At 37.2% G+C, this 20,169-nt stretch carries 20 protein-coding genes; 13 read left to right on the forward strand and 7 right to left on the reverse strand.

Going from position 1 to position 20,169, the window contains the following annotated elements; all coding sequences use genetic code 11:
* Positions 1–77: 77 nt before the first annotated feature.
* Positions 78–2,363: a TonB-dependent receptor gene (locus tag Q0779_RS01375; protein WP_298768726.1), complete on the reverse strand. Its 2,286-nt coding sequence runs from the start codon at positions 2,361–2,363 to the stop codon at positions 78–80.
* A gap of 109 nt (positions 2,364–2,472) precedes the next feature.
* Entirely contained in the window at positions 2,473–2,763 is a 291-nt protein-coding gene (locus tag Q0779_RS01380) for a hypothetical protein (protein ID WP_298768728.1), read from the reverse strand.
* Positions 2,764–2,981: 218 nt separating this feature from the next.
* On the opposite strand from Q0779_RS01380, the gene Q0779_RS01385 reads away from it, so the two are divergent.
* The 3 genes from Q0779_RS01385 to Q0779_RS01395 all read left to right on the forward strand — a co-directional run bounded on the left by Q0779_RS01385 (position 2,982) and on the right by Q0779_RS01395 (position 4,351).
* Entirely contained in the window at positions 2,982–3,365 is a 384-nt protein-coding gene (locus Q0779_RS01385) for a VOC family protein (RefSeq protein WP_298768730.1), read from the forward strand.
* Positions 3,366–3,472: 107 nt separating this feature from the next.
* Positions 3,473–3,796: a hypothetical protein gene (locus Q0779_RS01390; protein ID WP_298768732.1), complete on the forward strand. Its 324-nt coding sequence runs from the start codon at positions 3,473–3,475 to the stop codon at positions 3,794–3,796.
* A gap of 159 nt (positions 3,797–3,955) precedes the next feature.
* Entirely contained in the window at positions 3,956–4,351 is a 396-nt protein-coding gene (locus tag Q0779_RS01395) for a VOC family protein (RefSeq protein WP_298768735.1), read from the forward strand.
* Positions 4,352–4,450: 99 nt separating this feature from the next.
* On the opposite strand, the gene Q0779_RS01400 is transcribed toward Q0779_RS01395, so the two are convergent.
* On the reverse strand, positions 4,451–5,119 hold the full coding sequence (locus tag Q0779_RS01400; protein ID WP_298768737.1) for a GDSL-type esterase/lipase family protein: 669 nt from the start codon (positions 5,117–5,119) through the stop codon (positions 4,451–4,453).
* A gap of 301 nt (positions 5,120–5,420) precedes the next feature.
* On the opposite strand from Q0779_RS01400, the gene Q0779_RS01405 reads away from it, so the two are divergent.
* Positions 5,421–5,960, forward strand: coding sequence for an ATP-binding protein (locus Q0779_RS01405; RefSeq protein WP_298768739.1), 540 nt, complete (start codon positions 5,421–5,423; stop codon positions 5,958–5,960).
* 158 nt (positions 5,961–6,118) lie between these two features.
* On the opposite strand, the gene Q0779_RS01410 is transcribed toward Q0779_RS01405, so the two are convergent.
* Complete coding sequence (locus Q0779_RS01410) at positions 6,119–7,921, reverse strand: reprolysin-like metallopeptidase (RefSeq protein WP_298768741.1); 1,803 nt, start codon at positions 7,919–7,921, stop codon at positions 6,119–6,121.
* 412 nt (positions 7,922–8,333) lie between these two features.
* On the opposite strand from Q0779_RS01410, the gene Q0779_RS01415 reads away from it, so the two are divergent.
* From Q0779_RS01415 to Q0779_RS01425, 3 genes are all read left to right on the forward strand, one after another.
* On the forward strand, positions 8,334–8,645 hold the full coding sequence (locus tag Q0779_RS01415) for a DUF4286 family protein (protein WP_298768743.1): 312 nt from the start codon (positions 8,334–8,336) through the stop codon (positions 8,643–8,645).
* 278 nt (positions 8,646–8,923) lie between these two features.
* Complete coding sequence (locus tag Q0779_RS01420) at positions 8,924–9,715, forward strand: hypothetical protein (protein WP_298768745.1); 792 nt, start codon at positions 8,924–8,926, stop codon at positions 9,713–9,715.
* Between the two features lie 18 nt (positions 9,716–9,733).
* A complete protein-coding gene (locus Q0779_RS01425) occupies positions 9,734–10,693 on the forward strand; it encodes a sterol desaturase family protein (RefSeq protein WP_298769241.1) in 960 nt (319 codons plus the stop codon).
* A 73-nt stretch (positions 10,694–10,766) separates the two neighbouring features.
* Here Q0779_RS01425 and Q0779_RS01430 read toward each other — a convergent pair whose 3' ends face one another.
* The gene (locus tag Q0779_RS01430; protein WP_298768747.1) at positions 10,767–11,204 is read right to left on the reverse strand and encodes an EamA family transporter; all 438 of its coding nucleotides are present in this window, start codon (positions 11,202–11,204) and stop codon (positions 10,767–10,769) included.
* Positions 11,205–11,870: 666 nt separating this feature from the next.
* On the opposite strand from Q0779_RS01430, the gene Q0779_RS01435 reads away from it, so the two are divergent.
* Positions 11,871–13,925 (forward strand): hypothetical protein, encoded by a 2,055-nt coding sequence (locus Q0779_RS01435; protein ID WP_298768749.1) that lies wholly within the window; start codon positions 11,871–11,873, stop codon positions 13,923–13,925.
* An 81-nt stretch (positions 13,926–14,006) separates the two neighbouring features.
* Here the strand turns inward: Q0779_RS01435 and Q0779_RS01440 are convergent, their stop codons facing one another.
* Positions 14,007–14,519, reverse strand: coding sequence for a GNAT family N-acetyltransferase (locus tag Q0779_RS01440; RefSeq protein WP_298768750.1), 513 nt, complete (start codon positions 14,517–14,519; stop codon positions 14,007–14,009).
* Positions 14,520–14,820: 301 nt separating this feature from the next.
* Here Q0779_RS01440 and Q0779_RS01445 point away from each other — a divergent pair, with 301 nt between their 5' ends.
* Entirely contained in the window at positions 14,821–15,282 is a 462-nt protein-coding gene (locus Q0779_RS01445; protein WP_298768752.1) for a hypothetical protein, read from the forward strand.
* Positions 15,283–15,545: 263 nt separating this feature from the next.
* A complete protein-coding gene (locus Q0779_RS01450) occupies positions 15,546–17,060 on the forward strand; it encodes a hypothetical protein (protein WP_298768754.1) in 1,515 nt (504 codons plus the stop codon).
* Positions 17,061–17,200: 140 nt separating this feature from the next.
* Here the strand turns inward: Q0779_RS01450 and Q0779_RS01455 are convergent, their stop codons facing one another.
* Complete coding sequence (locus Q0779_RS01455; RefSeq protein WP_298768756.1) at positions 17,201–17,719, reverse strand: GNAT family N-acetyltransferase; 519 nt, start codon at positions 17,717–17,719, stop codon at positions 17,201–17,203.
* Positions 17,720–17,889: 170 nt separating this feature from the next.
* Here Q0779_RS01455 and Q0779_RS01460 point away from each other — a divergent pair, with 170 nt between their 5' ends.
* From Q0779_RS01460 to tadA, 3 genes are all read left to right on the forward strand, one after another.
* Positions 17,890–18,540, forward strand: a complete 651-nt coding sequence (locus tag Q0779_RS01460; protein ID WP_298768758.1) for an HAD family hydrolase — start codon at positions 17,890–17,892, stop codon at positions 18,538–18,540.
* A gap of 255 nt (positions 18,541–18,795) precedes the next feature.
* Positions 18,796–19,446, forward strand: coding sequence for a trimeric intracellular cation channel family protein (locus tag Q0779_RS01465; protein ID WP_298769243.1), 651 nt, complete (start codon positions 18,796–18,798; stop codon positions 19,444–19,446).
* A gap of 29 nt (positions 19,447–19,475) precedes the next feature.
* Complete coding sequence (gene tadA, locus Q0779_RS01470; protein ID WP_298768760.1) at positions 19,476–19,973, forward strand: tRNA adenosine(34) deaminase TadA; 498 nt, start codon at positions 19,476–19,478, stop codon at positions 19,971–19,973.
* Positions 19,974–20,169: the final 196 nt, after the last annotated feature.

A 20,169-nucleotide genomic window follows, 5' to 3' on the forward strand; every position in this document is an offset into this window, starting at 1 on the left:
ATGGAGGATCGGTTGAGGCGAAGTTAATTAAAACCTTAGTTAATTAAAAATTATAGTTAATTAAAAATTATAGTTAATTAAAAATTATAGTTCATGCCTATCATGAAACTGCGTCCCATGAGTGGAGCATAATCTTTGAGTAAAGAAGTGTGTGGTCTCGCATTTTGATTGAGTAAATTGCTCCCTTTCACATACAGCATGACATCATTGTCATTCATCATCATGTGATAGGTCAATGCAGTATTCAATAAGGCGTAACCTGCGGTATCGGTCTCATTTTCTGCTGTTTGTGTTTGTTTGGCATAAGCCATGACACCGACTTCTGCATGCCAATCAGATTGATCGTAATTGAGGGTTGAGCCCACACGTAAGGGGGAGATCAGGGGTAAATTTCCGCCATCGACTAACAGACCTCGTGTATAGTCACTGAGTAAATCGATTGACCAAATTTCACTAAGTGGAATATTGGCTTGTGCCTCTACAGAGTAGAGCTCGGCATCCCCTTGAGTGAATTGATACACAGGTAAAGAGCCTCCTTCTCCGATATCTGAAGCAACAAGACCTGTGTCTTGTTCATAGTAAAAATTATTGACCCTGTTATAGGCCATGCTTAAAGAGCCTGTCCATGAGCCGTCTAGTTTTCGTAAGGTTAAATCAATATTATTGGCGATTTCCTTATTGTTACTGTTGCTGTTTGGTACAACCTCACCGTTTTCAATAGTGAATTGAGAACCCACTTCAAAACTTTGCGTTGCATCATGATTGCCAAAACTGTAAAGCTCTTCGGCAGTAGCTGAGCGTTCGGCTCGTTCAAAAGACAAACCTAAATTATAATCGGGATCAAAATTCCAAACGATACCAGCTGACAGGGACAGGTTATTATCATTTACACCGTCGGGTTGATAATTTTGAGAGCTGCTGGTGGTCGTTAAGAGCATGCTGTCAGGTGCTAAATTATAATGCTCGATGCGTCCTCCAAGCTCAAGACGAAAGTCATTAATTTGTCGTTCTTGTACTATGAATGCTGCTATTGTGTTTGTAATACTGTCAGGAGTCAGTGCTTCATCGCCTACCACTGAAAAATCTCGGTGCGTGGTATTGAGTCCCATGCTCCCTTGCCATTTTCCCCAAGGGCTATTATTAACACTTAAACGTACTTCGCTTTCTTTGTTGTAGAAGAAGGTATCGGCTATGCCATCCTCTGCCTCTGCATGTTGATAATCGGTATAGCCCGCGTCTAAGTTCAGTTTAGTGACACCTGAAAAGGGATTTATCAGGCCACTGTGAAGTTGCCAGACTGTTTTGTGTAAATCAATAGTGATATCTGGATCTGTGGTGTCTCGTTTGGGGATCCCGTAATTTGAATCAGTTTGTGCCCCAGAGAGACTGATGAAACTATCATCTCCCGTGTATCCCACTCCAACGGCATAATCATCCTGTGCCAGCTGACTGTTTTCTAATGTGCCATGTGTGTCTGATTGGCCTTTGATGGCATCACCTGCAATATTGAGATCGCTGGTATTACGTTTTGAGCCATCAAGATGCCAATTAAATTTTCCGTTACCGCCGTTGAGTTCACCATTGACTGTACGGCCATTATTGCCAGTTTCGTATTGCGTACCAAGGTTACCGGATAATTCATCGACGGGCTCTTCATGAACGCGATTATTGACCACATTGACAACGCCGCCAATGGCCCCATTGCCATAAAGTAGCGATCCCGGTCCTCGAAGAATTTCGATTTGCTGTGCAGTGCCAGCTTCTGTAGTGACGGCATGATCTGCTGATACCGTAGAGGCATCGCCTACCGACAGGCCATTTTCAAGTACTAATACTCTTGGGCCGCTCATGCCGCGAATAATGGGGCGACTCGCTCCTGCACCAAAATGAGTTGCTTGAACACCAGGGAGTTTTTCCAATGTATCCCCTAAGGTAGGTTCTGTATTCAGTTTTAGCTGATCTTCAGTCATGACACTGATGGGAGTTGTGCTTTGGATGGGTGAACTAAGAAAAGGTGATGCAGTGACGACAATGTTTTCCATCATCATGGGATCGAGCGATATATTCTGTGTCACAGTCCCTTTGGTGAGGGATACATCATCATTGACATCAGTAAAGTTTTTTGCAGTGACATGCAAATGAGCAAGACTGTTATCTGAAAGGGTTAATGTGTATTGACCTTGTGCATTAGTGGTGGCTTTTTTAGAATTAGTGACGGCTTTTTTATCTGTTTCGACACTGACTTGTGCGCCAACAATTGGTGTACCGTCAGGAGCGGTTATTTGCCCTTGAAGCTGGGCGGCTATTACGGGGGTTGAGCTACTAGCAAGCGCTAACGCCATATAAGATAGAGCATGTCTCATCGTGCCTGTCCTTATAGAAAGCAAAAAAATAGAAAGCAAAAAAGTCCAATACTCATCATCATCGATAGCATACCGAAGTTGATGAATTTACTGTTTTTGTTGAACTTTCTTAAAAGGGAGGGGCACGCACACTTAAGGTTTCGAGCCAAAATAAAGCGGGCTGCTGATATAAGGGAAGGGTGATTTTTTCAGCTTGTTGCTGACACATTTCAGGCATGATGACCGTTGTTGGGCCAGCATGGTGGTGGTGATAGATATTACTGTAAAGGCAGTGAGTGTTATCATGTTCTAGCGCATGCTCCATGCTATGTGCGATCGTGATAGATTGCAGAACAATCAGCCATAAGCCAAAAATGAGCCAAAGGCCACTCTTAAGAGTCAGGGGGGCGCGATTTGTCATTATGGTAACCTGATCTCCTTTATTTTGATTAGCTTTTATATTAGGTTTTGCTAATTCTTTTTTTATGAGCGCACACGTTACTCTTCAGAAAAGAAAAACGCAAAGTAAAAATGGTAAAATTGTTATATTTTATCTTAGGTTTCACTATGTAATAATCAATTTAAATCGGCAATTGATGGATTTGATCTCGTATTTTATTCTAAATATTAAGGAGTTTTATGAACCTCAATCAAGTCACTTTACCAGTGACAAACATGCTCGATGCAACCGAGTTTTATTTGACATTAGGCTTTACCCAAATTGTCGATACGCCACATTATGCGCGTTTTGAATGTCCTGATGGGCAGAGCAGTTTTTCATTATCACTGGAAGAAAAAACATCTCATCATGGCGCGGTGATTTATTTTGAACATGAAGACTTAGATAATTGGGTGTTGGAGCTGAAAAGAAAAGGTATTGTATTTATCCAAGATCCTCAAGATGAGACATACCTATGGAGAGAAGCGGTACTTAAAGATCCCTCAGGTAATAAAATTAAGTTATATTGGGCAGGGGAAAATAGGCTTAATCCTCCATGGCGAGTGGATAAAAATGGCGAATAACTTCTTGTGTGGATTTAAGTGAATGGTGTGTTTAATATGGATGGCGTTTAAATGAAAAAATAGAGTGAAAAAGCATTTTACAAATGTAATGTTATGGAGTTTTTATTATGCAGGAGCTAGGTAAGTTATATCAAAGCGTTAAAGTGTTATATCTGATGTTTTGGGCTGGATTAATGCTGAGTATTTCGCTCTATTTACTTGGGATAGATAGCAGTGTTTGGACCGTTAGCTATGTTTCATTATTGGCTGTTATTACACTGTTTACTCTCACTGCCAATGTGAAATTGCACCATTTAGCGGTTAAAGAAGCGATCAATTGTCATACGCTTGGCCTGAATGCGACGGTATTATCCAGTTTGTTTCTCACACCATTGGAGGCTGTGATCGTATTACCTGCGATCAATTTATATCGGCTTAGGCATCATGACTAAAAAGTAAGTGATGTCAATTCAAACGTAAAGTGTAAATGAGTGTCATTTTATATTAATGATTTATATGTACACTCCACTGTCTAATATTGACGTTATTGTCAGCAATGAATAGGGTATGTTTTAGGACAATAACTAATTACATGGAGTTAAGGGATTTTTATGCAAGAAATAACAAGAATAAATCATGTGGGCTTGAGAGTGAAATCGCTTAATGTTTCAAGGCTTTTTTATGAGAAGTTAGGTTTTATTTTTATTGAAGGTCCAGTCGGGCCTGAGCCCGTTGCCGTTATGGAACATCCATCTGGCATTAATATCAATTTCATTTTAAATGCCTCAAATGATGAGCCAACCAATATCTTGATGGACATACCTCAAAAGTACACAGGTTATACGCATATTGCATTGGAGATCACTGATCTTGACGCTGTTCAAAAACAATTAGCGGATCTTAATATCGCAATAACAGGTGGTCCAATTACGATCCCCAGTGGCGCACAGTTTATTTTTGCACGTGATCCTGATGGCAATGTGATTGAATTTCATCAACCAGCCTAAATGGATAAATAAAATGCAACAGGATTGTTTTCAATATCCCTAATGATTAGATCTATCCATTTAAAAAGAGGTGATACGTCCGCTTGTGATGCTAGTATGTCACCTTGACTGGTATTGAATACATTGTTCAAAATAGGGTTGTAATTGATTAAGCCATAGCGAATAGCCTTTAGGCGTTAAGTGCAGTTGATCATGCATGATATCCAGAGGGATCACGTCTTGATGATCTGAAAAAACGAGATTAATATCGATGTAATCTATGAGGCTGTTCGCCGTTAAGCTGGAATATAATCTGCTGGCTTCAGTACCGATTTGACGCTCAATTGAATCCTTTTTTCCTCGGGGGAAAAGGCGATATACCATTATTTGAGTGTCTGGCAGTTTGCATTGAATTTGATGAACTAAATATTGCACTCCTGCTGCGATTTCCTCTGCGGTATTATCAAACACATTATTGGTGCCAATATTGAGTAGCAATAATCTTGGCGTAATATTGTCTAATTGACCATTTAGGACTCGCCAAAGTGCATGTTGTATTTTATCCCCGGCAAAACCAAGATTATGAATGATGAGTTTTCTTGACCAATGTTGTAATACTTTGCTTCCTGCTTGCTCCCATTGCTGCATGATAGAATCGCCCATCAAGATCACATCAGGACTGGCATTGTTTTGTTTATGAAGACTTAAAATACCTTGATGCCGTTTGACCCAGCGTGAACTATTGAGCTTATTTTGTGGAAAGGTTGTGGTGTTAGCATGGGGGGTCATCGTTACTTTATTTTTGAAGAGGCATTAAAAAATAGGTTAACTGTGTTGTTGATGTGATGCAAATCATAGTGAATTAGTACCCTCCTTTTACTTATTGAAGTATAAGGAATGACACTACTTAATAAAGTTAGGACAGGCATAAGAAACTCAAATGCTGTCATTCACCCTTATTCAAAGTAGAAGCGGGGCTTTCATTGCGATAAAAGTTGTTGAAGGGATAAATAGGAGGCATTCACGGTTGGGGCGAATTTTAACTACACTCATACCATTGATCCACCGTTAATTTTTTTGGGGTATGATGATGAAAGCGTTTATTGTTTGTGGCGCACCCGGTGCAGGAAAGTCTACTTATGGGCATCAATTGGCAAGAGAAGTGAGTGCGACATTGATTGATATTGATGTCGTCTCTGAGCGTTTAGTTCGCTTAGCGTTAGCGTTATCTGGAAAGGATCCAAATGACAGAGACAGTCATTTTTTTAAAGACAAATTTAGAACGCCTATATATGAACAAATGTTTGATATTGCAGTGGATAATTTATTTCTTAATCATGTGGTGATAGTGGGGCCCTTCACTCGAGAATTGCAAGATCCCGATTGGCCCGAAACATTAGCTAATCGATTACAGGCTGAGGTGATTGTTCACTATGTCACTTGTGATCCAGCAATCCGTAAAAAGAGAATACAAATTCGTGGCCACTCACGGGATAGGGGGAAATTGAAAGATTGGGAGGAATATTTACAATATTATCAAGGTGAGAATCGACCTTGTTTTGAACACGTGTTGATTGATAATAACAAGGAAAAATGCGTTAAATCGAGTGTAACAGGTAAGAGATATTAACCGTTGTAAAATTATGTTCGAATTAAACGTGCTTTAATCACTGCGTAGTGAGTGCAGCCCTGCCTTCTAAGCCCCTTTTTAATGAGAAGGGCTGCAACAAAGAGTAAAACACGTTTATACCGATCCTATGGACAAATCATGATCAAAAATCAATCCCCCTAATCATTAGCTGATATTGTTTGATAAAATTCATTTTTAAACCAAAGGCCTAAAATTTGTTGATTGGCTTCATCAAACTCAGGTGTCACCTCTCGATAACCATAGAGTGAGGTTTCTAATGTATAAAAAGTGTCGCCATCTCTGATGAGTTCCCACTGTACACCCGCGTTATTTTGCCACCATAATTGTTGATCCACATCAGCTAGAACAGTCACTTCATGCCAAGGGTTTTCAAGCGGTTGTCGTTGGTATTGTCCAATGATATTTTCAGCCGTGACGACAGACTCATAGCGTTCACCTAAAAACCATAATGCGAGTACATCTGAATGAATATTATTAGGATCGCTAAGCTCAACGGTGAGTGCCTGCATTCCGTAGGGACTATCAGGGGCCAGTAGTTGCGCGTTATCTATGATGAGATCCCAACTATATCCAGCAGCATTATTCCATTTTAAAACTTGAAGACTTTCATCAAAGGTGACGTGGACTTGATGCCAGTTATTACCAATAGGTGTCCGTTCAAAGTGACCCGTAATTTGGTGCGGGTTTAATGATGAATTGGCATTAATATTGATGGTGGCATTATTGTTATCAATATAGGTGACTTCAATATTGATGTCATTTATTTCATCTGTAAAAGACTCTCCCTGTGCTAATGCAGTAATAAAATGAGTACGATTATACCCTTCAGCATAGTGATGAATATTGACTTTATCACTATAGGTCTCATGCATACCAAATACGCCAATGTTGTTTCTTAAGGAGATATAATAATGATTATTAGTGGTTGACTGGGGGAGTTTTATTATTTGGTGATCGAGATTGTGCTCACTTGGATTCAATTCTATTGATGATAATGGGTAATTGCCATTGGTTGGGGAGGTGAGGAGTTGGTCGGGAAATTGATCATATATACCAAGTTGGTACCTATGTGGTGCATTGATTTGTCTGACTTGGCTATTATTGCCCATAACACCGGAATGATCACCATATTCGGACTCTAGATTGCCGTCATTATTTAAATCTGTTGATGCATGATGCATCCCCAAATTATGGCCGAGTTCATGTGCGTACACGATCGTTGTATTCCATTTTATCCATGATGTGCAATTGCCATTACAGCCTAAGTTACCGAGTCCCCCCCATCCACAATTGACATTATTGGGCAAGACTATGACAAAATATTGATAGTCGTTAATATTGACACCGTTTTGTGTGATAGCGGCTTTGGCATCATCTCGCCATTGATAAGCATCACATGCATCACCAACAGCATAGTTTAAGTTAACGGTATGAATATCTGCCTGATTATCATTGTCAGTGTCGCTGATAAAAAATAATTGGTTAAAGCTGCTTGATAAATAGACATTGTTCATCGATTGTTCACTTGAATACATCATATTTTCAACGGCAGAAATTGAGGTCGTATCAGTGGCTTTTTTATCTGAAAAGTCAATGAGTAGAGTGAGAACATTTTTTTCGTTGATTATAGTTTTGTTGAGTTCATGTGTGGTGAGCTGTTTAAACGACTGTACTTCAAGAGGCATTAATGAATCAATGAAATGATGTTCAGCAGTGTGAATGAGAATATCATCACCTCTTTTTAGAGAGGATACGTCCATACTTGAGGGGAAGGTGATCGGGTATGTGTCATCATTCATATGAATAAAGTATTTTGTCACAGACTGATGATGAATAAAGTCATCTTCAACTAGAATATCCAGTTTACCTTGGTAAGTCGAGGCGATGAGTGAGTGGGAGTAAAACAATAAAATTATGAGTATATAGAATATATTTTTCATTTTTATATCATCCTTAAATCAACATCAGAAAGTGAATAGTGATATGTTTATCTCTTTCAAGATTAAATATAATATAGGTTTATTTGATGGTTTTTATTACTGAAAATCCTTTTTAGTATATGTATGGAAACAACAAACTGCGGTTAAGGTTATTATCTGTTGAAGGCAACGTTTTTTAAAGTGTAGTTGCTAATATTAAAAGTGGGACGTATAAGTATTAATTTTTCATATCATTTTATTTTCTTATTATAAATATAATGACTATGTTTAATTGACTATGATATTTTTAATATTGAATAGGATGTAGTTTGTGGTTGATAAATAATAGATGGAGTCATGTTGATTTTTATTAAGTTTTTTAGTATGGCTGGTGATGTGTTATAGGATTATTAGCAACATTAAAGGAGAAGGGATGATTATTTATCAAGTTGAACTTAAAATAGAAAAGGATATTGCAAAAGCGTATTTGTTATGGTTAACACCTCATATGAAAAAAATGATGTCATTTCGTGGTTTTTTGAAAGTTGATTTCTATGAGGAGATTACAAATGAAGATGAAGATAATAAAAGTTATACTGCTATTTATCACTTAGCGTCAGAAGCAGATTTGCAAGCCTACTTGAGTGAGCATGCACAAGAGATGCGTGATGAAGGTATGAAGCGTTTTGGAAATCGATGTCAAGCTAAACGAAAGGTATATTATCTTAAAAAATCGTTTAGTTGAAGCAGTAATAAATTTAAAGCTAATATTGTCAATGCTAATGTATATTGTATTTCTATTGTAAATGTTTGACGTCAGTGCAAAGCTCTATAAGTTAGTTTTAAATAGAATTAATTATTTCTCTTAAATGGTCGAGCGACATAATAATAACAATAAATCCTGCAGCCTGGTATCAATATGTCTAATTGACATTGTTTAAATGTCAGTGTTATAAAAATAATCGAATTGTTAATATTCGATAAAATAGTGATTTTATAATAAAAGATATAAGGATTTACACCATGCTGTTGAAAGTAAGTGTGCCTTTTTTAAGGTTGAGTAATAAATCAGAAAGTGTTTCAAAAGTGAGTACTTTATTTTATCATTCACTTTCATTTAAATCAAAACAAAAAGTTCTTGATGAAATATATGAGGTTTATAAAACATCATCTTTAACACTGAATAAGGATGAGTTTGAAAAATCTTTTTTAAATACTGAAGGGGCTCAGGTATGCTTGTTTTATAATAAAATTAATGGGTTGGTTGGATTTATTAATTCATCGATTATTTTTATAGAAAATGAAAAAAATAAAAAACATGCTGTTTTTTGTGCTGGTGTTTTCTTTAGGCAAGGTTTTAAAGGGGGGAAGTTAGCAGTGTTGTTTGGATTTTCACAGTATTTAAAATTTAAAATTAGAAATATGATGACGCCAATTAGTTATGTGACATTAGTGTCTAACCCTGCTGTCTATAAGTTACTTGCTGAGAATGCCTATCGTTTGTATCCTGTGAAGAATAGGAAGACGCCTAAATATGTCCATACTATCTTCGATAGAATCGTTGAGGCGAGGAATATATCTTTGATTGACCGTGATAATTATTTAGCTCTATCTCAAGCAGTGCCAAAGCATGCCAGTAGACTATCCCGCTCTGAAAATTTGGCTTTGAGTCCATATGCACAGTTTTTTAATCAGATGAATCCTGATTATTCTCAAGGGAAGGCAATGTTAGTATTTATTGAGCTAAATATGATCAGCTTTGTATTGGGAACATATAAGTGCATTAAAAATATAATAGTAAGTACGAAATCATAATATTAAAAGGACATAGTGATGTTAAATAAAGGAACTTTATTGTATAAGTTGGTGTCTATTTTAGGCTTTCCCATTTCACTTATATTATTTACGTTTATTTCATGGACGATATTTACTCTCGACCCTGCTTTGAGTGTTTTTATTTACTTTTTAATACTCAGGCTCATTGCTGCATTTTTTTGTTTATCTTTTGAGTTTTTGATCCCTTTCGATAAGGAGCAACCATTTGAAAAAAATGAATTGAAAACAGACTTTTTGTTTTATATGACGAACAATTTTTTATTAATTCCTGTAATTGCTGTATTGCATGTGACATTCTGTTTTTGGATTATAGATGCAATGGGTTATCAAAATGATTTTTCACTTTCGAATTTACCTATATACTGGGAAATAGCTATTGGTTTTCTATTGATGGAGTATCTGAGCTATTGGGCTCATAGGTTAGTTCATACTCAACCTTTGTTATGGCGTGGGCATGCAACGCACCATAGTCCGAGTTCTATGTATTGGTTAAATAATTTTCGTAATAACTTATTGAGTTATTTGGTGGCGTTTGCACTTGTTTATACTCCCATGTATTTGCTAGGGATAAGTAAAGAGTTTTTGATATTTCGTTTTAGTATTTTTATATTGTTGGCTCCTTATCAACATATTAATGCAGATTTTAAAATGGGTTTCTTAAATTATATTTTCAGTGCAGCGACCAATCATCGATTTCATCATTCAAAGAACCCTAAGCAAGCTAACGCCAACTTTGGATTGATGGTAATATTTTTTGATATTTTACACGGTACATTTATTAACGGAGATAAATATGATAAAAAAATCAAAATGGGATTATTCTCTGAAGTGAAAGGTTATAGGAAACATGATTTTGTTTTTCAAGAGTTAGCGCCTTATCGTTCATATTTATGGAATAAACAAAGGAAAGATAATGATAAAGAGTTAAATGTTTCATTAGAAAGAGACGCGACTTAAGCTATTATAATAAAATCGAAAAGGTGCTTTGTAGAAAAGCATCTTTTTGGAGGTTAATGCACTAAATGAGAAACTATTTACTGTTCCCTAAGCTGAATAAAATAATGGTGATGATAGCCGAAAGCAATGAGAGCCAATGATAAATATTTAAAGTTTCTTTAAAAACTAAGCCGCTGACAATAAGTGTCGTTGTCAGAATAGAGAGCACTGCATAGATGATATAACTAGAAGCGCCAAAAGAAGAATATAATAAGTTAAATCCTAGGTAAGTTAAGAACAATCCAAAGCCACTGGTAATTGCCCATAATCCATTGATTTTAAATACCTCATAGTATTTTGGGGCGCCGAAGAGAGGAGCAGCAAGTAAGGTGAGGAGTAAACAAAAAGTGGCACTGATACTGATGAAAGCAAAAGGATTGGCGAGTTCTAAGGCTTTTTTTTGTCCAATGACAAAGAAAGTATTTCCTATAGCGGCGATTAAAGCGAATGAAATAGCGATGATGTTATTCATATTACTCCAAAAAACTATTGTTTATTGTTTGGCTTATTTCAATTTTAGGTGTCATTAATGAAATAGCAAAATATTAATCCATTATTGAGATTTATTTATGACTATTAACTTAAATATTAGTGAGCTATTAATTAGTGGATGATAGAGTTTCTTCTTTAATACCTAAATGGATTTATTGTCAATACACTTTAAAATAATGTGTACTTTCCTGACTTGTTTCGTGCTTTGGATACAGTGACAAACCTTTATGGATGCTGAATATTATGCTGAAGATGTGGGAATAGTGCTTTGATTATTATTTAATGGATTAAGTTGTAGTAAGTCTTTGCTGTGTAATATATTGATTTTAATAATAGCTTATATGTTAATGGTAAAAAAACGTAAATAATAAAATTAAGCTCATTTTGTCTTTGAGCTTAAGTTGAATTTAATATACTTTACGCCATTAAATTTAATATATTTGTATAAGTTATTTTTTGACGATGTGCTTCTTGTGTCTTCGTTTTATACATTTTTATTTCGTCTGGTTTTTTACTTAAGGCTGATTATATCGATAAGTTAACTTGATATAATCATGTTCAGTGAACATCTGTGCGATTGAAATGGATAATAAACATTAATCGATAAGGTTATTGTGGCAGATTAAATAAAAATTAGAGGTGAGATATGAATAAACCTTCAATAAGAGTATGGTTATATTTAGTATTATTGGTAGTATCATCACAACTTGTTGCCTGTGGCGGTGGAGACGGTAGCGATTCAAGCTCTACAAGTGAAAATGATTCTTCACCAACTGATGAGGGGTCATCGACTAATGATGATAGCAGTACCGAACCACAGACTGTTATATTAACCCTCAGTTTGAGTTCGAATTCATTGACTTCAGGGAATTCAGCTGTCATCACCATTAGTTCCGCTTACTCTTCGAGTTCAGACACCATCATTATGGCGACAGAGTTAACAGGTTTACTGACTTTTAGTGATACGAATACCTGCACTATAGGAAGCGGTTCTAACCGTTGTACCATTGCTGTGCTTGCAAGTACGATTGATGATAATACGTCACAAACGGGCAGTATTAGCTTTAGCAGTGATGACAGTGATGCCATTTTTTCAAAGACATCAATATCGTTTACGGTTAATGGTGCGGCGAGTAGTCGCTCTGATGATCCAAGTTCATCCGATGCAACGGCAACGGTTAAAGGGTGGCCAAGCTATTTAGCCATGGGGTCAATTACTGATGATACCTTGATTGAAGATTATACCGATGACACAGTATCGTCTGAAAAGTCGTTTCAAAGTCGCCCTGTTAATGCCATTTTTAAATATGCAGGCTCTGGATTAGAGGGGGATATTGATCTTGATTATCCTTATTACACTAAGAAAACTATAGTGGAAGCCAATAATCTTACTACCAGTTATGCCGCGTCAGGCGCGATCCCAGATGATCATGCCGTGTTACCTGTGATGGTTGTTTATATGGCCAACATGAGCTACGACGATTATTCAGATGATTTTTCCGAAACGGGTATCAAAAACAAGTTCATCAAGCTGATTATGATGGCTAAAATGCTGGAAGCGAATCAAGACTCTAATGGTGATTCTGTCGGCAGCGTGGTATTGAATCCAGATTTATTGGGTTATATACAACAAAATAATTTGAAAGAGAGTCTAGATACCACATTAGGTGCAATGGATTTAACCTCTATATTGACATCAGCCATTAACTTTTCTGAGCAAGAAACCACATACAGTTATACTGGTTTAGCTGATAGCGATCATAGAAGTACCTGTGAAGGATCTTTCACTGGTAATGTCAATGAGCTATATGACGATCTTTATTCTGTATGCTCTTGGGGTTATTGGAACGCGAAAGAAGACTGGGCCAGTCTTGTTGATGCCAATGGAGTGGTGACTGATCCGTCTCCTGTGACAAACTATACACTGCCTATCATCACTAATGATCTTAAAGGTTGGATAGTCATGACCAATTGGGTGATGAAAACTTTTGCCCCCGATGTGTCTTTTGGTTGGCAAGAGAACTTATGGGCATCAGGGGGAACAGAATGGTTACGTGATGGGACTGAGTCGAGTAAAGCCACCAGTGTCGTGGATTTTCTTGACGAGTTAGCTGTTTTTGATGGTGATGACCAGCCTGATTTCATTGCATTTGATCGTTATGAATTCGATGATTTCAATTCAAGTGCCTATAGTATTGGCTACTTGTTTAATGCTCAGGATTGGACGACTTTCTTTTCTTATGTCGGTGAGATTAGTCGTCAGCTTGATAATAAGCCCGTCATGTTGTGGCAAATGCCTGGAGGCCATATTCAAGAAGATGGTGATGGAGATGATAGAGGCGCATATGGTGGTACATTCCCGAACTTCATGTTTAGCGCCGATCATGGTGGCACTAGTGCCGTTGATTTCGATAATGTGAACTCATATATTTCTGAAATCGATCTGGCTACATACAGTAGCTATACTCAAGCGATCATTCCCTATCTACAAGTGACACCTGATGGCACTGGAAGTGATTATACTTGGAATGAAGGGTATTTAGGATCGGCAGTGACAGATGCCAATGTTTTCTCTATTCTGTTCGGTGGTGGCAACACGACAGGGGTTGCAGCCATTCCTATTGTGAGTGTCGGTGATGATGGAGGCTGGCTATCGGATAAAGTGATTAACTATTTCACTGATCCTATTTATTTTGAGTAGATCACACATAAAATAGCTTGAATAATGCGATGAGCCGCCTGATGGTTTATCGTATTTTTACTTTCAAAGTGAAATAAGATTTTACCAAGGTAGACCATTTAAATTAATACTTTTGGGATAAATGGGATCCTGTGGACTCAATAAGAGTGTATTCGCTTGATAATGCCCAATACTGTGATTTTGCTCGAATTCGACCTGACTATCAACTTTATACCAACCTAAGTGTTGATAAAAGTCTGTTAACTCATCGGTGCAGAGCAACAGCGCATGGTCTACTTTTAGCTGTTTAAAAATAATAGGTTGGGCTTGAGTTAATAATTGTGAAGCATAGCCTTTACCACGGTAGTGTTTTGGAGTAACCGCATTTGTGACACCAGCAACTTTAGTTTTTTTATTATCAAAAGTGGCTTCTCTAATGATCAAGTTGAAAAAGGAGAAAAGGTCGTCTTCTTGCTTGAAAGCAAAGACGAAGTCTGGATGAGCCCATTGTCTTTTTTGTATGAAATTAACTTCGCCAAAAACTTCATTAATATATTCTTGCTGTCTCTGTTTCTCTTCTATGGATAAATTATGGTAATTATCAATTTTTAACATAGTATTTTTTGCCTTTACCAATGAGTCCAACTCAATGCGTATTGACCATGTGATGCGTTAAACTCATTTTATGGTGTCTAAATTAATTAAGGCAGTGCTATGCGTGATTTGCAAGTATTTGGCGTGACATACAGTTAAAGATCTTCTGTGCCTTTGTGACAATATAACAAAGTACGCTTCTGCATCGGGTTACATCGCAATATTTTTCCATAGCCTATAAATGACTATAGCTCTACAGGGCTTTAGGCATACTTCCATTCAAACTTAATGTGTCATACCAGTTATGCTACTGAAAAACAGAATGCGGGTAGGTGATTATACCACTGGAGATCAAGATTCTGGTTTGCCTGAAGATGGTTACCTGAAAGGCTATCCTCCCGCACTTGTCGGTAGCCGTGACAACTCAAAAAAATGGATAGACGTATTTGTTAATTTTGGCGTCGAAACGGCTAGATCTTTTCCTTATAATGCGACGCCTGTTATGCAAACAGATATTTTGGGATTAGACTCATTTCCAATCACTTCTATGACGCCATCATGGGCAACACCTGTTGCGTTATCACGGGCTATACATCTTAGAAATACTAATTTTTATAGAGGTGATATACCTAATGATTTGATTAATAGTATAAAGTTAGATATGACTCCGAAATTATGTCGTTATTCGGGGTGGAAAAGAAACGAGTATAAGTACAAATGTAAAATGCAAGATCCTTTGAAACATCGACAACATGAAGTTTATCGGTTGGGTTTTCTTGATTAAGCTTTGGCTTGATTAACCTGTAAGTTTAAATAACCTGATAGCTGAATAAGGATTGCGCTGATCGCCCGCCTCGAAATTGTGTTTTTCGACTAAACATGAGTTGAAAGCAATAGAGGTGGGCTGGTGAATTAATCTTAAGCCCTCTTGAAGCAATATTTTTAACTCACTCCAATATGCCCTTGATATAAAAATCAACTTTTCGTTTACACAAAGATTTGTTAGCGATATGTTAATTATGGTTGGTTAAATGGTATTGAATTCATATGAAACAAAGACGCATAATCTTTTTGACTTTTTTAAGCTTAATACTCAGTGCTTGTGGTGGCAGTGGTAGCAATGATGACAGTCCCCCGCCTGCTGAAGAGCCCTCTAAAGAACCTCCGGAGATTGTTGAACCTGTTCCCGAGACTCCACAGCAGCATTTTAAGCCGCAAGTTGATGACTGGCTTACTGAAAAAATAACGCAGTTAAATGCATTGAACTGTGAAATTGATAATAATGATGAAGCTTGTGAACAGGTGAGCTTAACGTTTTCCGATGGTGAATTTTTACAAGAAAAGTCCGATCCAAATCAAACGATACTTATTTTGGATTATGGACTTGAGTTTTCTGCCACTGTGCGTTATCGCAGTAGAGTCAAAGCCATTTTTAAACAAGCAGATACAGGTTATTATCAACAAAATGATTGGGGTGATTATAATCCAGCTTTTGAATTACCTGTTTTTGTTGTTGATACTTTAAAAGCAATCGACAACTTTTCCGATGAAGACAAGCAAGCGCGATTTATTCCTGCCGCTTGGCTAACGCCTTTATATACGGTATTTAATGAAATTTATCCTTATTCAAATTATCAAGAGTTTAGCGGTCACGGTGTCATACCTTTTACTTATTTGCTGGAACATAACCCATTAGCAGAATTTGTGATTGCGCCACAACCCCACTTTTTTAAACATAAAACCGATTTATTTTGTTATCCAAATCAGATTGAAGATGAACAAACGAAGACCAATTTACAAAGGCTAACTGAGTATATTACTGATATTTCGGCTGATTTTAAAGAAAATGTTCTGGATAAGCAAAGTGTGGATTATATCAATTATTCTGGGGGCTATACATTAGCCAGCATCGAAAGTTTATGGGCGTCCTATTGCAGTACACCTCAGCCGTCAATGGAAGAAAAAAAGGCATTGCTTAATACTGTGCGGCCATTTTATGAAGTACTGTTTAATTCTCAGAGCGTATTGGTTTTTCAGGCAACCGATATCAATATGTCGGTGGATAATAATGCACTTGATATTGATAAGGCTTACATTAATAGGATCTTGGTGGGTGATTTTGCTTCATTAGACTCTCAGCTACCCAGCACAGGTATGATTAATGATATAGCCGCTCCAGCACTGGAGCCCAACAGGGATAATTCTAAACAATGGATAGATATATTTGTTAATTTTGGCATTACTCCCATTCGTCCATTTCCTTATAATAACACCCCATTAATGGAAACGGATATGCTAGGTTTAGACTCTTATCCTATTACATCAATGCAACCTTCTTGGGCCAGTCCTTTAGCGTTATCAAGAGCGATACATATTAAGAACACTGAATTTCCAGATCGCTTGCTGGATAATTTAGTCATTGAACAAATCAAAGAAAAAATGACACCGCAAAGATGTAACTATAGTGATTGGACGTTTTCCGATTATGAGGGAAGGTGCAAGATGCAAGATCCTTTGCTTTGGCGTCAACATGAAGTTTATCGCTTAGATTATTTGGATTAGGTACATTTATGCACTGTTAAAACAGGCATTTGCAAGTATTTGTTGTGATGCAGTTTAAAGGTATCCAGTGCCAAGCGATAATACAGAGTTAAACTTATTTAGCTGTAAAGTGCTATTAAAGAATGAGCCCTAAAGAGTCACTACCAAGGGAGGCCATTCAAATTGATATGGTTGGGATTGAGTTTAGTGTGAGTGCTTAAGAGTAAGGTGTTGGAACGATAAGTTTCAACACCTTGTTTTTGCTTGAAGATCAACTTAGCTTTAATGGCGTACCAATGATTTTTCTGATAAAAAGGAATAAGTTCATCTTTACAGAGCAGCAAGCTATGTTGAACATTCAGTTGGTTAAAAAGAGTTGTAAAACCTTGTGTGAGAAGTATGCTGGCGTACCCCTTACCTTGATGCTGTTGAGCAGTGATAAGATTACTGAGCCCAGCAACTGGCATTGTGATGCCATCAAATTCAACTTCACGCAGCACAATATGGAAAAAAGCCAATAGTTCATCTTTTTGTTTTAGCATAACGCTCATATCAGGTTTAGCCCATTGCCTTTGTTTCACAAAAGGGATATGCCCAAAATTGTCTTCGATATGCGCTTGTTGTCGATTTTTTTCGATTAAAGGCAGCTTTTGATATTGCTGAACATGGAGGTGTGGCACTGGTGTTCCTTTTTATTTCTCATCCTTGTTTGTTAAGGCATTATAGGCTTTATTGAGATTCATTAAAATCACTATTTTATTGGAAAACCGTGATGTCAGAGATGAAAGCAAGCTTGTTAGATTATTCCTATAATTTTTACTATCGGCTTTTTTACAGTAATAGAAACATAATGAAATATAAGCTTGTTAGTTTTGATTTTGATGGCACTTTGTGTAATACCTTTGCAGCGATTAAAGCAGCTTTATCTATCGTTATTCCAAATGTTAACTTGGATTCTTTACCCGATAAGTTAACCTCAGGTGAGAGCTTCATTACGGTATTGCATACTTTGACAGGCTCTGCGTTATCCGATAGGGCAATATTGCACTTATATGATAACTTTTGCCAAGTTTATAATACGCAATGTACTGCTTTACAGATTTTATATCCAGATACGACAGCTTTACTAACCCATTTTAGCTCTCAAGGAGTTAAGCTTGCTATTGTGAGTAATAAAGAAGAAAAGGCAATTGTGGATTTTTTAGATGTGAATGGTTTAGGCACTCTATTTGACTTAATCATTGGAGAGAGAAAAGGATTAAGGAAGAAGCCTTCTGCGGACAGTTATCATAATATTATTCAACCGACTTTACCTAAACTCGCCCCACAAGATATGTTGCATTTTGGCGATACGGTAATTGATATCGATTACGCTAAAGCGATTGGTGCGAGCAGTGTTTATGTTTGCCATGGATTTGGTCGAGATGACATATGTATTGCACATGAGCCAACCTATGTGTGTTCTTCTTTTAAAGAATGCTTTTCACTATTTTTCGATTAGTTTATCTAATGATTATAGGCATTATTTTTGACACTTGCTTTTTTGTGGAAGTGACTTATTCCAGTTGTAGCGTTCATTTTAGAGTGGTAATAATGAGTGAGTCATAAGATAAGAATGTTCATCATGTTTCTTTATTGAATCTTGTTGGTTTTATCATTAGATTAATTCATGCTTTTTTCGTCATGTTTAATTGGATTTTATCAAAAAATAAGGCAGAATTGCGCATTATTATTAACTTAAGTAGATGTGATGAACATGCTTGAAGTGAAATTGATGGGTGTGTTGTGGCTTATTGGGATCTTGGCTGAGGCCATGACTGGAGCATTAGCCGCTGGAAAGAAACAAATGGATCTTTTTGGTGTAGTGATTATAGGTTGCGTAACAGCCATTGGCGGAGGCACACTTCGAGATATGCTACTGGGAAATTATCCTTTAATTTGGGTTGAAAATGTTCATTATTTAGTCGCTATTGCGTTGGCGTCTTTATTTACTGTGATGATCGCACCGATTATGCGTTATTTATCAAAAGTGTTTTTAATGATTGATGCATTAGGCTTAGCGGTTTTTTCCATTATTGGCGCTCAAAAAACATTACTGTTAGGCTTTAGTCCCATTGTGGCTGTGGTCATGGGATTAGTTACTGGAGTATTTGGTGGTGTGATCCGAGATATTTTGTGTCATCAAATGCCACTGATTTTTAAAAAAGAGTTATACGCTTTGGTTGCCATTCTAACTGCTTCACTTTATATCACCATGAAGTTATTAGGCGTGGTTGAATGGGTTAACTTATTTGTGTCTTTAACCTTAGGTTTTGGTTTCAGATTATTGGCAATACGGTATCATTGGGGGATGCCTAAGTTTGATTATCAGTATGCGGCTGAAAATTCATCCGATAAAGCCCATTAAATGCATTTAAAATCCGATATGGAGCCAGTTTGTCACAATTAATTGAAGATCAGTATTTCATGAAGATGGCTATGGAAATGGCTGTTAAAGCCGAAGAAAGAGGTGAAGTACCTGTCGGGGCGGTATTGGTCAAAGGTGGACAGGTGATCAGTACAGGATTTAATTTGAGCATTACTTTACATGATCCTAGCGCGCATGCTGAAATGGAATGTTTACGTCGAGCCGGTAAGCAATTAGAAAATTACCGACTTTTAGAGACGACGCTATATGTGACTTTAGAGCCTTGTGCTATGTGTGCAGGTGCTATGGTTCACTCTCGCGTCAGGCGTTTAGTGTATGGGGCCAGTGACGCAAAAACGGGGGCTGCGGGGAGCGTACTTGATTTGGTCAGGCATCCACACTTTAATCATCAACTTGATGTTGTTTCGGGAGTACTCGGTGATGCGTGCAGTGAACAGCTGAGTCAATTTTTTCGCCGTAGACGAAAAGAAAAAAAAGCTATTAAGGCTGCGTTAAAAGAAAAATAGCGTCAGGTAAACCTTAACAAAATGTGAGCTAGCTTATTTGTTAAATCACTTCAAATAGAGTAATAAACTAGGCGCTTTTTAAGGTTAAAAGCGAGGGAGGATAGTCGACTTTTGACATGGCAAAAAATTGCTTTTGTCTATTAAGGGTTTTAGTTAACCGGGTTTTCCTCAAGCTACGCCGTCTTGCTGCAAAGTG

It is taken from the genome of uncultured Shewanella sp. (assembly GCF_947491715.1).
In the GTDB taxonomy this organism is placed as follows: Bacteria; Pseudomonadota; Gammaproteobacteria; order Enterobacterales; family Shewanellaceae; genus Shewanella.